We start from the raw sequence: 13713 nt of genomic DNA, 5'->3' as shown, positions 1-13713 counted from the left end.
GCGGGCGGCGCGTAGCCCGCCCGGGAGGACACGGCCGCCTCCGGGTGAGCACGCGCCGCCCGCGCCGGGACCGGGGAGCGGTCAGACGGCGTTCATGCCGCCGTCCACGACCAGACTCTGCCCGGTGATGTAGGACGCGCGGTCGGACAGCAGAAAGGCCACGGCGTTCGCCACTTCCCAAGCGGTGCCCTGCCGGTGGAGCGGGATGCGCTCGAACGAGGCGGTACGCGACGGTCGTTGGCGATCGGCGGCAATCCGCGCCCTGGCGGGATCGCGGGTCAGGCCGGGGCCGGCGCGGTGGAGTCGCGGATGACCAGACGGCACGGCATCCGGTGGACGCCCGGGGTGGCGCCGCCGTCGATCGCGGCGAACAGCTGCTGCGCCGCCGTGCGGCCGAGACTCTCCAGGTTCATGTCGACGGTGGTCAGCGGGGGCCTGGTCTCGGCGGACAGGACCTCCCAGTTGTCGTAGCCGACGACCGCCACGTCGTCGGGCACGCGACGGCCGCGCTCGCGGGCCGCGTCGATGAAACCGGCGGCGATCTGGTCGTTGCCGCACACCACGGCGTCGGGCTCCGGGTCGGTCCGGAACACCATCTCCGCGGCCTGCCGACCCCACCGCTGGGACCACACGCCGTGCCACGCCTGGCCGCAGAGCGTCAGCCCGGCGTCCTCCAGGGCCGCGCGCACGCCGGCGGCCCGGTCGCGGGCGGCCTGGTAGTTGACCGGCCCCGTGATGTGGGCGATCCGGCGGCGTCCCAGGGACAGCAGGTGCTCGACGGCGAGCCGCGCGCCGCCGACGTCGTCCGGCACGAACGAGACGTCGCCGGGGTCCTCGGACGGGGCGTAGGCGTAGACGACGGGGACGGGCAGGCCCCGGCTGAGCGAGGGACGCGGGTCGGTGCTCTGGCCGACGACGATGAGCCCGTCGACCCGGTGACTCAGCAGCGTGCGCAGGTGATGCTGCTCGCGGATGGAGTCGCCGCGGGCGTCGCAGAGCAGAACGGCCATCTCTCCGACCCCGAACGCGTCCTCGGCGCCGAACAGCACCGGGATGCCGAATCGCCCGACACTGTCGCTCGTCAGCAGTCCCACCATCCGGCTCTGACCCGACAGGAGGCTGCGGGCGATCGCGTTGGGCCGGAACCCCAGCTCCTCGGCGGCCTGGAGCACGCGCTCCCGGGTCTCGGCGCGGACCTGCGCCCGGCCGTTGATCGCCTTCGAGGCCGTCGCGATGGACACCCCGGCCCGGGCCGCGACATCCGTGATCGTGACCGCTCGTGGTCGCTGAGGTGCCAAAGAGAAACCCTTTTCGGTAGCCGCCGAAGTGTTCGCTCGCGAAAGACGTTGACAGGCCCGGAGCAAAATCTTACGCCACCGAAAACGTTTCAGGTCATCGTGGCGTCTCGTCGCCTGGACGGTCGGCGGCATGCTCGCGCCGCGCCGTGACCCAGGCGGCGATCTGGGAGCGCGAGGTGAAGCCCAGCTTCTTCAGGATGTTCTGGATATGGCCCTCTGCCGTACGGACGGCGATCACCAGTTCCGCGGCGATGTCACGATTGCGCAGGCCGGCGGCGACGAGTTCGGCGATCTGCCACTCGCGCCGGGTCAGGGCGCCGACGGTGGCGGCGGGCACGGGCACGGTGTCCCCGCCGGGCGGAGGGCTGGACGGCGGTACGTCGTCGGGGCGAGCGCGGTCCTGAGCGCCGTGCCGGTCGGCCGTGGCCTCCAGCGCGTAGTCGAGCGCCTCCTCCATCGTGCGCTCCGCGCCCTCGCGGAAGGCGGTCTCGTAGGCGGCGTCCCCCAGCGCGCGGCGCGCCATCGCCACCGTCTTCTCGTGCCCCACGACGAGGTGCCCGAACGTCGACAGTCGCGCCCCGATCGCCCGCAGGATCGCCTCCGCCGCGCCCAGCAGGCACGCGCCGCGCTCGGCCCGGCCGTCCGCGACGGTGCTCCAGGCCATCACCTCGACGGCCAGGCCGCTGACGACGGCGTCGTTGAACGGCCGTTTGAGCAGGACGCTCTCGTGCGCGGCGGCGACGGCGCGCCGATGCTCACCCTGACGCGACAGCGCGATCGCGAGAGCGTACAGGGCCAGGCACCGGAGCCAGCGCTCGCCGCAGGCGACGCATTCGGCCAGGCACTCCTCGTACAGCTCCCGGGCGCGGTCGTGCTGGTCCAGCAGGGACAGGGCCTGGCCCAGCTCGATCTTGTCGTGGATCACCCCGGCGGCGTCCCCGGCGACCTCGTGATGGGCGACCGCCTGCTCGCAGAGCGGCGCCGCGCCGGTGGAGTCGCCGCCGAACAGCGCCACCAGGCCGAGGACCTGCGCGATATAGCCGGCATCGGCCTCGGGGAGGGAATCGCCGCCGAAGTCCCGTATGAGCGTGTCGACCTCGCGCATCCGGTCGATCGCGGCGGCCCGGTCGCTGAGCAGCAGGGCCAGGTAGGCGTCGACGTAGAGGCCTTTCACCCGGGTCGAGCCGGGTGCCGTGTCGGCGGCGAGCAGGCGGCCGAGCCAGTGCCGGCCTTCGTGGAGCAGGCCACCGCCGACCCAGTAGAAGCGCAGGGCGGCCGCGATGGTCAGGCCCGCCGCCACCTCGCCCTCATCGGTGAGGCTGAAGTTCAGCGCGGAGCGCAGGTTGGGCAGCTCCGACCGCAGGCGGGCCATCCATTCCAGCTGTGCCGGACCGAACCACTCCCGCTCGGAGCGCTCGGCGATCCGCTGGTACCAGTCCCGGTGCCGCCGCCGCAGCATCGGCAGCTCACCGGACTCGGCCAGGCGTTCCTGCCCGTACTCGCGGAGCGTCTCCAGCAGCACGAAGCGCACCTGATCCCCGTGCGGCTCACGCAGCACGATCGACTTGTCGACCAGGGAGGACAGCAGATCCTGCAGCGTTCGCGGCGGCAGCGCCTCGTCGGCGCACACCGCCATGACGGCCTCGATGTCGAAGCGCTCGGCGAACACCGACAGCCGTGCCCACAGCACCTGCTCCGGCACCGAGCACAGCGCGTGACTCCAGTCGATCAGCGCGCGCAGGGTCTGCTGGCGCGGCACCGCGGTCCGGTAGCCGGACGTCAGCAGCTCGAACCGGTTCGTGAGCCGGTCGAGGATCTGCTGGGCCGACAGGGCGCGCAGCCGTACGGCCGCGAGTTCGATCGCGAGGGGGATCCCGTCCAGGCGCCGGCAGATCCGGGCCGCCGTGACGTGCGATCCCGTTTCGGCCCGGAAGCCGCCCACCACCGCTTCGGCGCGGTCGAGGAACAGCGCCACGGCCTCGCTCTGGGTGAGGTCGGCCGCCCGCGGCTCGTGATCGAGTGGGGGGACCGACATCGGCGGCACGATGAGGATGTGCTCTCCGCCGATGCCGAGCGACTGACGGCTGGTGGCGAGGACCCGCACGTCCGGGCAGTGCCGGAGGAGGACGTCGACCACCGAGGCGCAGGTGGCGTGGAGGTGCTCGCAGTTGTCCAGGACCAGGAGCAGCCGCCGGTCCTCGAGGTACTGCGTGAGACTCGCGAGGGGTTCCCGGGTCGAGTGGTCACAGGCGCCCACCGTGACGGCGGCCGTCAGGGCGACGAGCTCGGGATCCTCCAGCCCCGCGAGCTGGACCAGCCATGCGCCGTCCGCGAAGGATCGATCGAGATCGGCCGCGACCCGGAGCGCCAGCCGGGTCTTGCCGACCCCGCCGACGCCGGTGAGCGTCACCAGCCGTGACTGCGACAGCAGACGCCGGACCTCGGCCAGCAGGTCCCTGCGTCCGACGAAACTCGTCACGTCGGCCGGAAGATTGCCCTTATGGCGGCGTGTCTGGCGCCCCCAGTCGGCGCACGTCATGGGCACACGATCGATCGAAGTCCACAATCCGGTTGATCACGCACGGTACGGTACAATTTACCAGGCGTGAGCTGAGATCCACTGCGGCGTCCGCAGGGACGAACGACGTGGGACGCGTCCCCGCAGCCCGGCCGTGCGCTCCGGTGGCCGAGGAGGACGCCATGACCGATGCGCGCCCGGCGGGACCGTCCGTCTCGTCGCGGTCCCGGTACGGCATCGGCGCCGCGCGCCTTCGCGTCGAGGACGCCCGCCACCTGCGCGGCCAGGGCCGCTTTCTCGCGGACATCGCGTTGCCCGGCATGCGGGACGCGGTCTTCGTGCGCAGTCCCGTGGCGCACGGCCGGCTGCTCGACGTGCGGCCGCCCTCGGGCGCCCCGTCCGGCGCCTGCTGGACCGCCGGCGACCTGGGCGCGGCGATGCGTCCCGTGGCGGCCACCGCCGCCCTGCCGGGCTTCCGGGCGGCCGCCTACCCGCCGCTGGCGACGGACGTGGTGCGTTACGTCGGCGAGCCGATCGCGATGGTCCTGGGCGACGACCGGGCGGCCGCGGCGGACCTCGCCGACCGCGTCGACGTGCGGATCGAGCCTCTTCCGGCCGTCAGCGGCCTCGACCAGGCCCTCGCCGAGCGGCCGGCGCTCGTGCACGAGTCCTGGCCCGACAACGTCTACGTCCGCCTCGCGCGTTCCTTCGGCGACGTGGAGGCCGCCGCGCGGGCGGCGGACCTGTCGATCACGCGGGAGTACCGGCTCGCCCGGCAGTCCTGCGCGCCCCTGGAGTGCCGGGGCGTCATCGCCCACTACGACCCCGGCATGGAGCAGCTGGTCGTCTACTCCGCCACGCAGTTCCCCCACGTCCTCCGCGACGCTCTGGCCGAGCGGCTCGAGGTCCGGCGTCTCCGGGTGATCGCGCCGGACGTCGGCGGGGGCTTCGGCGCCAAGGTGTCCCTGTATCCGGAGGAGCTGGCGATCGCGGCCGCCGCGCTCCGGTGCGGCCATCCGATCCGGTGGGTGGAGAGTCGCAGGGAGCACCTCGTCGCCGCGACCCAGGCACACGGCCACCGCGTACGGGTCACGGTCCACGCCTCCGCGGGCGGCACGATCCTCGCCGTCGAGGCGGACATCGTCGCCGACGCCGGCGCCTACTCCATCTGGCCCTGGACCGCGTCGATGGACGCGACCATGGCCGCGGCGATGATCCCCGGCCCGTACCGGATCCGCGACTACCGGTTCACGAGCACGACGGTCGCGACGAACAAGGCCCCGTTGGGCCCGTACCGCGGAGTCAGCCGCCCGGTGGCCTGCTTCGCGATCGAGCGGACCGTCGACGAGCTCGCACGCCGCCTGGGCGCCGAGCCGTACGACCTGCGCGTCCGGAACATGGTGCGCCCGGAGCAGATGCCCTACACCTCGGTGGCCGGCAAGGTCTACGACAGCGGTGACTACCCCGAGGCCGTACGCCAGGCGGCGAAGCTCATCGGGCACGACGCCTGGCGACGCCGGCAGCGGCACACGGACCCGCGGGCGCGCACCCGGATCGGCATCGGGTACGCCGCGTTCACCGAGCAGACGGCGCACGGCGTCGCGGAGTGGACCAGCCGGGGCATGCCGGTCACGTTCGGGGTGGAGAGCGCCCGCGTCGTCCTGGACACCACCGGGAGGCTCACCGTGGCCTGCGGGATCAAGGAGCTGGGCCAGGGGCTGGAGACCTGTCTCGCCCAGGTGGTGGGGGAGGTGTTCGACGTCGATCCGGGTGCCGTCGCGGTCGTGCAGGGCGACACCGGCCTGACCCCGCGCGGGGACGGGACGTTCTCCTCGCGCAGCATCGTCATGGCCGGCGGCGCCGTGCACGGCGCGGCGACCACGCTCGCGGCGAAGGTACGGCGGATCGCCGCGGCCCTGCTCGGCCGCCCGGCCGGCGAGCTCCGGTTCGCCGACGGCCGGATCGCCGGCTCCGGGGCGTCGATCACCTTGCGGGAGCTGGCCCGGACCTTCCTCCTCCGCCCCGAACGCGTCCCGGCCGGGATCGAGCCGGGGCTGGAGGCCACCTGCCACTACCGGCCGGACGTGCAGACCGGCGCCTTCACCTACGCGACGCACGCCGCCGTGGTCGAGGTGGACATCGACACCGGGCTGGTCCGGATCCTCGACTACGCGGTCGCCGAGGACTGCGGGACGGTCGTCAACCCCCTCATCGTGGACGATCAGATCGTCGGCGGAGTCGCCCAGGGCATCGGCACCGCGCTCCTGGAGGAGCTGGTCTACGACGGCGACGGCCGGCCCCGGGCGACCTCACTGACCGACTACCTCGTCCCGGGCGTGTCGGACGTCCCGCGCATCCGCGTTCATCACCTCGAGACGCCGTCCCCGCACACGGTCCACGGCGTGAAGGGGGTGGGCGAGAGCGGGGCGATCGCGCCGCCGGCCGCGATCGCCAACGCCGTCAGCGACGCTCTCGCCGAGTTCGGAGCCTTCATCGGGGAGGTGCCCCTCACCCCCGCCCGGGTCTGGACGGCTCTGCGAGACGCCGGCGGCGGCTCCTGAGGCGTCATCGCCCACGCCACCAGCCGACCAGGGAGCCCCACCAGCCGGGGCGTTCCGCGGCCGCCGCGGCGGCCTGTGGCGGTGCACCGGCCGGCGGTATCGGCGCCGAGGCGGCGGGCGTTTCTGGCCGGCTCATCGCCGGGGCCGGGCTCGGCTGCGACGACACCGAGGTCGGCGGGAAGCGGACCGGCAGCGCGGTCAGCGCGCGGTGGAACATCCCCGGCCGCCACTCCAGCCGGTCGGCGGGAACCGCGAGCTCCATGTCGGGGACGCCGTCGAGAAGCCGCTCGACCGCGATGGAGGCGATGAGGCGTCCCTGGCTCTGCGCCGGGCAGGTGTGCGGTCCGGCGCCCCACGCCAGGTGCGCCCGGTTGCCGGCCCGGCGATCCGTCATGAGCGACGGGTCGGTGTTCGCGGCGGCGAAGCTGATGACGACGGGCTGGTCCGCGGGCAGCCTGATCCCGGCGAGCTCGGCGTCCTGCCGGGGATAGGTCGCCGCGTAGTTGGCGATGGGCGGGTCCGTCCACAGCACCTCGTCGAGGGCGTCCTCGACGGGCAGGCTGCCGCCCGACAGGTCACCGGCGAAACGGTCGTCGGACAGCAGAAGCAGCATCGTGTTGGCGATCAGGTTCTGCTCGGGCTCGGTGCCGCCTCCCAGGAGGGTGACGAGCTGGTGCAGCATCTCCTCGTCCGTGAGCCGCGTGGGATGGGCCATCAGCCAGGAGGTGACGTCCGCGCCCGGCTGGGAGCGTTTGAGGGCCACCAGTTCCATGAGGGCCTCGCCGAGGATCACGTTGGACTTCTCCGGGTCGACACCGTCGAAGATCCCGCTCATGCCCTCCACCAGGCGGTCGCCGATCCCCGGCGGGCAGCCGAACAGCGAGCGGAACACGTACAACGGCAGGACGCGGGCGTACTCGGTGATCAGATCGGCCTCGCCGTTCGGCGCGAACCGCGCGATGAGAAGCTCGGCGCTGCTCTCGACGTAGCCCCGCAGGAGGTTCGGGTCGACGCGCGCCAGGCTGTCGGTCACCGCGGCCCGCAGGCGGGCGTGGACGCTGCCGTCGGTGAACAGGGCGTTCGGCCGGTAGCCCATCATCGGCAGGAGCGGGCAGTCGGGCGGGACGGTCGCCTGCCAGCGGCGGGGGTCCTTCGGGAACGTGATCGGGTCGCGCAGCACCTCCAGCGCGGCCTCGTAGCCGGTGACGAGCATGCCCGGCACGCCGGGCGCGAGCTCGACCGGGGCGACGGCGCCGTACCGACGCAACTGGGAGTACGTCCGCGCGGGGTCGGCGGCGAACTCCGGTCCGTACAACGGAGCGGGACCGGAGTGGGCCGGGCAGCCCGGTGGTGGCGACGAGGGGCCGGTGGCGAAGGAATCGGAGGTCACGCGGACTCCTGTTCGAAAAAAGGGGGCGGGGACTCGGCGAAACGATCGACGCGCCCGCGTCCGCCGGGCACGGATCGGACGGCGAGGGGTCCCAGGGGGCTCTCGTGAGCCCAAGAGATTACAGCTGGTGATCGTCATCTACCAGTGCGATGCCGTATTTCCGGTCGCGCCGTTTTCGTGTAAGTTAGTCAACTGACTCAGAGAGAGTCGCAGCGGATGACGGAGAGGTCCTGCCATGCCCACTCAGCACGTTCTCGACTCAGCGATCTTCTACCGGGAGATCGGATCAGGGGTTCCGATGGTGTTCCTGCACGGGAACCCGACGTCGTCGTATCTCTGGCGGAACATCCTGCCCGCGGTCGGCGACCCGGGCCGGCGTCTGGCGCCGGACCTGATCGGCATGGGCGAGTCCGGCAAGCCGGACATCGACTACACCTTCGACGATCACGCCCGGTACCTGGACGCGTGGTTCGACGCCCTCGACCTCGACAGTGTCGTGCTGATCGGACACGACTGGGGTGGCGCGCTCGCCTTCGACTGGGCCGCCCGTCATCCCGGCCGGGTCCGCGGGATCGCCTTCGCCGAGACGATCCTGAAGCCGATGTACGGACCGGAGTTCCCCGAGGACGGCCGCGCGCTGTTCGAGACGATCAAGACTCCGGGGGCGGGGGAGGCCCTGATCCTGGAGCAGAACGCCTTCATCGACCAACTGCTGCCGAAGAGCGTCGCAGGCTCCATCGCCGAAGAGGACCTCGCGGAGTACCGCCGGCCCTATCCCACGCCGGAGAGCCGCCGGCCGATGCTGCAGTGGGCGCGGGCGATGCCGCTGGACGGGCGGCCCGCCGACATCGTGGCCAGAGTCGAGCGGTACGACGAGTGGCTGGCGACCAGCGCCGACGTCCCCAAGCTCCTGCTCGCCTTCGAACCCGGTCCCGGCGCGATGACCGGCCCGGACAGCGTCGACTGGGCCGCCGCGAACATCGCGAACCTGGAGATCTCCCGGCATGGGATCGCCGGGCATCACGTCCAGGAGGACCAGCCCGAGGCGATCTCCGCGGCCATCGCCGCATGGGCGGACGAACACGACCTGCGATGATCACTGTTCGGCGGCACCGGTCAACCCACGGTGACGGTCCGAGGTATGCTGGCGGTGACGTTACGCATCCCCATCCGATGACGTCGCCGCCTTGCGCACCGGACGTTCCCCCGTTCCCGCGCGTCGCCGAGCAGGCGGGCGGCCCTTCACAGGAGCTTTCCCCCAAATGGAGATTCACACCGATGTCCTCGTCGTGGGCGGAGGACTGGGCGGCGTCGCCGCCGCGCTGGCGCTGCTGAAGGCGGGCCGCTCGGTCGTGCTGACCGAGGAGTACGACTGGCTGGGCGGTCAGCTCACCAGCCAGGCGGTGCCGCCGGACGAGCACACCTGGGTCGAGCGCTTCGGCGTCACCGCCGGCTACCGCGCGCTGCGCGACGGCATCCGGGCCTACTACCGCGACCACTACCCCCTCACCGGGCGGGCTCGCGCCTGGGACGAGCTGAACCCCGGCGCGGGCTCGGTGAGCCGGCTCTGTCACGAGCCCCGCGTCGCGGTCGCCGTCATCGAGGCCATGCTCGCCCCCTACCGCGGCTCGGGCCGGCTGCGCGTCCTCCAGCCCTACCGGCCGGCCGGGGCGGACGTCGACGGCGACCGCGTGACCGCCGTGACCCTGGCGCACCGCGACACGGGCGCGCGGGTGACCGTCTCCGCCCCGTACGTGCTGGACGCCACCGAGACCGGCGAGCTGCTGCCCCTGACGGGCACCGAGTACGTCACCGGCTTCGAGTCGCGGGCCGAGACCGGGGAGCCCAGCGCGCCGGCGGAGGCCCAGCCGCAGAACATGCAGGCTATCTCGGTGTGCTTCGCCCTCGACCACGTCGACGGCGACCACACGATCGAGCGGCCGAGGACCTACGACTACTGGCGGGAGTACCGGCCGGAGTTCTGGGGCGACCGCCTGCTGTCCTGGCGGGCGCCGGTGCCGCGCACCCTGGAGCCGGTCGAGCGGTCCTTCACCCCCAACCCCGACGGCGACCCGATGGACGTCCTCGGCGACCAGCGGCGCTTCGGCGGTGACCTGGACCTGTGGACGTTCCGCCGGATCGCCGCACGGCGCAACTTCGAGGACGGCGCCTACGCCAGCGACATCACGCTCGTGAACTGGCCGATGATCGACTACTTCGACGGCTCGATCATCGACGTCCCGGACGCCGACCGGCACCTGGAGGCCGCGCGCGAGCTGTCGCGGTCGGCGCTGTACTGGATGCAGACCGAGGCGCCGCGGCCGGACGGCGGCACCGGATACCCGGGCCTGCGCCTTCGCGGCGACATCACCGGAGGCACCGACGGCCTCGCCCAGGCGCCGTACATCCGGGAGTCGCGCCGCATCCGCGCCCTCTACACCGTCCCCGAGCAGGACCTGTCCCTCGTCGTACGCGGCGACGAGGGCGCCGTCCGCTACCGCGACTCGGTGGGCGTCGGCATGTACCGGATCGACCTGCACCCCTCGACCGGCGGCGACAACTACATCGACGTGGGCTGCTCGCCGTTCGAGATCCCGCTCGGCGCCCTGATCCCACGGCGCATGGACAACCTCCTCGCGGCGGCCAAGAACATCGGCACCACCCACATCAGCAACGGCGCCTACCGCCTGCATCCCGTCGAGTGGAACATCGGCGAGGCGGCGGGCACCCTCGCGGCGTTCTGCCTGGACACGTCCGCGACGCCGCACGCCGTCCGCAAGAAGGACGAGCTGCTCGCCGACTACCAGGACCGGCTCGTCCGGTCGGGCGTCGAGCTGCACTGGCCGCGGGTACGGGGCTACTGATCCGGTCCTGCGGGCCGCGGGTGGGTTTCGTACATGCGCGCCGCCACGGTCAGTCCGGAGGCGGCGGTGAGGGCGGCGACGGCCCAGATGGCGGTGGTCAGGCCGTAGGCGTCGGCGAGGGCCCCGGCGAGCAGGGCGCCGATGGCGAAGCCGCCATCGCGCCAGAGGCGGTAGACGCCGACGGCGCGGGCGCGCCAGGCGGGGTGGGCGACGTCGCCGATGGCGGCGAGCAGCGTGGGGTAGACCAGCGCGGTGCCGGCGCCGAGCAGGACCTGCGCCGCCGCCCACAGGGGGAAGGCGGTGCCGACCGCCACCAGGGCGATGGCGGCGGCCTGGATCAGCATGCCGGCGGTGATCAGGTGCTTGCGGCCGATCCGGTCGGACCACCAGCCGGTGACCAGCTGCCCGAGGCCCCATACCGCGGGGTAGAGGGCGGCGAGCACGCCGATCGCGGCGACGGACAGGCCGTGGGCGGCGAACAGCAGGGGGAAGACGCCCCAGGCGAGGGCGTCGTTGAGGTTGTTGACCATGCCGGCCTGGCTGGCCGCCGACAGGGCCCTGTCGCGGGCGCTGGTGATCCACGCGACCTGACCCGTGGTGAGCTTGCCGTGGTGGTCGGCGTCGGCCGGGGCGCGGTGGCGGGCGGCTTCCGCGCGGGCGTGGGCCCGGGTCTCGCGGACGGCCAGGGTGGACAGGCCCAGGCCCAGGGCGGCGTAGGCGGCGCCGAGCAGGAACGGGCCCGGCCGTAGCCCGGCGTGGGCGGCGATGGCGCCGGTGGCCATGGCGGTGGCGGCCAGGGCGACGTAGCCGGCGGCTTCGTTGAAGCCCATCGCCAGCCCGCGGCGGGCCGCCCGACCAGGTCGATCTTCATGATGACGGTGGTGGACCAGGTCAGACCCTGGTTGATGCCGAGCAGGACGTTGGCGAACACGATCCAGCCCCAGGCCGGTCCCCAGATGAGCAGGACCGGCACCGGGAGGGCGACCAACCACCCGGCGACCAGGACGGGCTTGCGGCCGTAGCGGTCCGACAGGGTGCCGGCGAAGAAGTTGGTGATCGCCTTGGTGGCGCCGAAGGCCACGATGTAGGTGAGAGCCGCAGTGTAGGCGGACAGGTGGAAGACCTGGCGTGCGAGCAGGGGCAGCACGGTGCGTTCTTGGCCGAGCATGCCGCCGACCAGGGCGTTGACCGCCACCAGGAGGATGAACTGCGCCAAGTTGGCGCGCAGCCCGAGCCGGACGCCGTGGCCGGTCGCGCCGGTGGTGGCCGGCGTGGTCACCGGCCCTCCTCCAGGGGGCGGCCGGTGGCCCGCACCCAGTCGGCGGGCCCGCCGACCAGCACGGCCACGTCGCCGGCGCCGCCGCGGGCCAGGATGCTGGCGGCGGTCATGGCGCGCTCGCCGTGCCCGCACATCACCACGGTCCCGGCCGGGGCCGCCTCGGACGACCGGGGCAGAGTGCCGAGTTCGGCGTGCCGGGTGTGGGGGATGTGCCCGGCCGCGTACTCGGCGTCCTGCCGCACGTCGAGGACGGGGCGGTCGCCGATGCGGTCGGCCGTGACCAGCTCCAGCACGCGTACGGGCCCGCCGACCGCCCGCCAGGCGTCCATGCCGCCGTGCAGGTGACCGGCGAGGCGGTCGTAGCCGATCTTCGCCGCCTGCCACGCCGCCTCCACGCCGTCCTGGCCGGGGCCGAGGAGGAACACCAGCGGCACGTCCGGCGGGAGCAGCCAGCCCAGCCAGGTCGCGAACGCCTCGCGCAGCGGGATCGAGACGGCCCCGGTGATGTGCCCGGCGGCGAACTGTTCCACCGGGCGGACGTCGACCAGCCGGGCGCCCTGGGCGAGCAGTTCCCGTACGGCCGCCGCGGGCAGGGGCGCCGGTTCCACGACGGCGGGGAGCAGGGCGGGTCCGCGCCGGTTGACCTGTGCGAGCCGGTCGAAGTACGGGGGGTAGGAGCCGAAGCCGTCCAGAAGGCGCTGGACGAAGGCGTCCTCATCCGGCGCCGCGAGCAGCGTGTTGGTCCTCTTCTGGTCGCCGACGGTGGTGGTGCGCTCGGTGCCGGGCGGGACCGAGCAGAACGAGCCCGCCCCGTGGGTGGGCCACACCGCGACCCGGTCGGGGAGGGCGGCCAGGCGCTGGAGGGAGCGGTACTGGGCGCGGGCGAGTTCCTCGGTCCGGTCGGCGCCGAGCAGGTCGGTACGGGCGGCGGAGTTCACGATCAGCGAGCCGCCGGTGAACACGCCCAGTTCGCGGTCGCCGTCCAGCAGCAGATAGGACAGGTGCTCGTCGGTGTGGCCCGGCGTGGCCAGGGCCCGCAGCCGAAGCCCGCCCAGGTCGACCTCGTCACCGTCCGCGAGCGGGATGTGGGCGAAGAACCGCCGTCCGGCGGCGGAGGCCAGCACGGTGGCGCCGGCGTCGTGGGCGAGCTGGACGGCACCGGACAGGAAGTCCGCGTGCAGATGCGTGTCCGCCGCGTAGGCGACGTCCAGGCCGCGCCGCCGCACGGCGGCGTGCAGGGCACGCAGATCCCTACTGGCATCGACGACCAGGGCGCGGCCATCGCCAAGGTCGAGGAGGTAGGCGCTGTTGCCCAGTCCTTCATCGACCAGCGGTATCAGGTGGTCCTCGGCGAAACCCACGAAAGCAATCCACAACTACCCCAAACTGGGGTGCGGCACGGCAAACCCCGTCTCACATCCACAATAATTGTGAAAACGGGGCGGCGCGGGACGTGAAGATCTTCTGACTCTGTCGTGAGCATGCGACGGCGCGGCGGCGGGTAGGGCCTGGTGACGGCGATGCTGAGCCGAAGGTGCCGTGACATGGTGGAATCGGCGATGCATGAGATCGAGCAGCATCTTGGCAGGGACGTGCGGGTGCCCATGCTCGGAGTGGTCACGTTGCCTCCGCCCGAGAAGCTGGTCTATTACGCCGGGCTCGGGCTGCTCGCCGTCTTCGAGGTGGTGGAGTGGCCCATCGCGCTGGTCATCGGCGCCGGGCACCTGCTGGCGGACCAGGCGCATCGGAGGCTGGTCCGAGGCTTGGGCGAGGTGCTCGAGGAGGTCTGAGCGAGGGCCCCGG

At 72.8% G+C, this 13713-nt stretch carries 10 protein-coding genes and 1 pseudogene; 4 read left to right on the top strand and 7 right to left on the bottom strand.

The genetic code is table 11. From position 1 onward, the window contains the following. Positions 1 to 81: 81 nt before the first annotated feature. The 3 genes from ACYVF7_RS30525 to ACYVF7_RS30515 all read right to left on the bottom strand — a co-directional run bounded on the left by ACYVF7_RS30525 (position 82) and on the right by ACYVF7_RS30515 (position 3777). Positions 82 to 324, bottom strand: coding sequence for an SDR family oxidoreductase (locus ACYVF7_RS30525; protein WP_460347541.1), 243 nt, complete (start codon positions 322 to 324; stop codon positions 82 to 84). Beyond that, the gene (locus tag ACYVF7_RS30520) at positions 279 to 1298 is read right to left on the bottom strand and encodes a LacI family DNA-binding transcriptional regulator (protein WP_460347539.1); all 1020 of its coding nucleotides are present in this window, start codon (positions 1296 to 1298) and stop codon (positions 279 to 281) included. Before ACYVF7_RS30520 ends, ACYVF7_RS30525 begins: the two co-directional genes overlap by 46 nt. A gap of 94 nt (positions 1299 to 1392) precedes the next feature. Next, positions 1393 to 3777, bottom strand: a complete 2385-nt coding sequence (locus ACYVF7_RS30515) for an ATP-binding protein (RefSeq protein ID WP_460347537.1) — start codon at positions 3775 to 3777, stop codon at positions 1393 to 1395. Between the two features lie 221 nt (positions 3778 to 3998). On the opposite strand from ACYVF7_RS30515, the gene ACYVF7_RS30510 reads away from it, so the two are divergent. Then, on the top strand, positions 3999 to 6377 hold the full coding sequence (locus ACYVF7_RS30510) for a xanthine dehydrogenase family protein molybdopterin-binding subunit (RefSeq protein WP_460347535.1): 2379 nt from the start codon (positions 3999 to 4001) through the stop codon (positions 6375 to 6377). A gap of 4 nt (positions 6378 to 6381) precedes the next feature. On the opposite strand, the gene ACYVF7_RS30505 is transcribed toward ACYVF7_RS30510, so the two are convergent. Continuing rightward, complete coding sequence (locus ACYVF7_RS30505; protein WP_460347533.1) at positions 6382 to 7767, bottom strand: cytochrome P450; 1386 nt, start codon at positions 7765 to 7767, stop codon at positions 6382 to 6384. Between the two features lie 235 nt (positions 7768 to 8002). On the opposite strand from ACYVF7_RS30505, the gene ACYVF7_RS30500 reads away from it, so the two are divergent. Both ACYVF7_RS30500 and ACYVF7_RS30495 read left to right on the top strand, forming a co-directional pair. After that, positions 8003 to 8863 (top strand): haloalkane dehalogenase, encoded by an 861-nt coding sequence (locus ACYVF7_RS30500; protein WP_460347531.1) that lies wholly within the window; start codon positions 8003 to 8005, stop codon positions 8861 to 8863. A 166-nt stretch (positions 8864 to 9029) separates the two neighbouring features. Next, the gene (locus tag ACYVF7_RS30495) at positions 9030 to 10631 is read left to right on the top strand and encodes an FAD-dependent oxidoreductase (RefSeq protein WP_460347529.1); all 1602 of its coding nucleotides are present in this window, start codon (positions 9030 to 9032) and stop codon (positions 10629 to 10631) included. On the opposite strand, the gene ACYVF7_RS30490 is transcribed toward ACYVF7_RS30495, so the two are convergent. The 3 genes and pseudogenes from ACYVF7_RS30490 to ACYVF7_RS30480 all read right to left on the bottom strand — a co-directional run bounded on the left by ACYVF7_RS30490 (position 10625) and on the right by ACYVF7_RS30480 (position 13271). After that, the gene (locus tag ACYVF7_RS30490) at positions 10625 to 11461 is read right to left on the bottom strand and encodes an MFS transporter (RefSeq protein ID WP_460347527.1); all 837 of its coding nucleotides are present in this window, start codon (positions 11459 to 11461) and stop codon (positions 10625 to 10627) included. The genes ACYVF7_RS30495 and ACYVF7_RS30490 overlap by 7 nt on opposite strands. Before the next feature lie 77 nt (positions 11462 to 11538). Continuing rightward, positions 11539 to 11799 (bottom strand): annotated as a pseudogene (locus ACYVF7_RS30485) (MFS transporter); the annotation flags it as partial. Positions 11800 to 11906: 107 nt separating this feature from the next. After that, a complete protein-coding gene (locus ACYVF7_RS30480; RefSeq protein WP_460347525.1) occupies positions 11907 to 13271 on the bottom strand; it encodes an MBL fold metallo-hydrolase in 1365 nt (454 codons plus the stop codon). A gap of 183 nt (positions 13272 to 13454) precedes the next feature. On the opposite strand from ACYVF7_RS30480, the gene ACYVF7_RS30475 reads away from it, so the two are divergent. Continuing rightward, positions 13455 to 13700: a hypothetical protein gene (locus ACYVF7_RS30475; protein ID WP_460347523.1), complete on the top strand. Its 246-nt coding sequence runs from the start codon at positions 13455 to 13457 to the stop codon at positions 13698 to 13700. Positions 13701 to 13713: the final 13 nt, after the last annotated feature.

This window comes from Actinoallomurus acanthiterrae (assembly GCF_054775715.1).
This window is presented reverse-complemented; position numbering and strand designations above follow the sequence as displayed.

Bases quoted from the DNA above. Each gene is read 5' to 3' on its own strand.
- ACYVF7_RS30510 (WP_460347535.1), top strand. From the start codon at position 3,999: ATGACCGATGCGCGCCCGGCGGGACCGTCCGTCTCGTCGCGGTCCCGG.
- ACYVF7_RS30475 (WP_460347523.1), top strand. From the start codon at position 13,455: ATGGTGGAATCGGCGATGCATGAGATCGAGCAGCATCTTGGCAGGGAC.
- ACYVF7_RS30495 (WP_460347529.1), top strand. From the start codon at position 9,030: ATGGAGATTCACACCGATGTCCTCGTCGTGGGCGGAGGACTGGGCGGC.
- ACYVF7_RS30490 (WP_460347527.1), bottom strand. From the start codon at position 11,461: ATGGGCTTCAACGAAGCCGCCGGCTACGTCGCCCTGGCCGCCACCGCC.
- ACYVF7_RS30500 (WP_460347531.1), top strand. From the start codon at position 8,003: ATGCCCACTCAGCACGTTCTCGACTCAGCGATCTTCTACCGGGAGATC.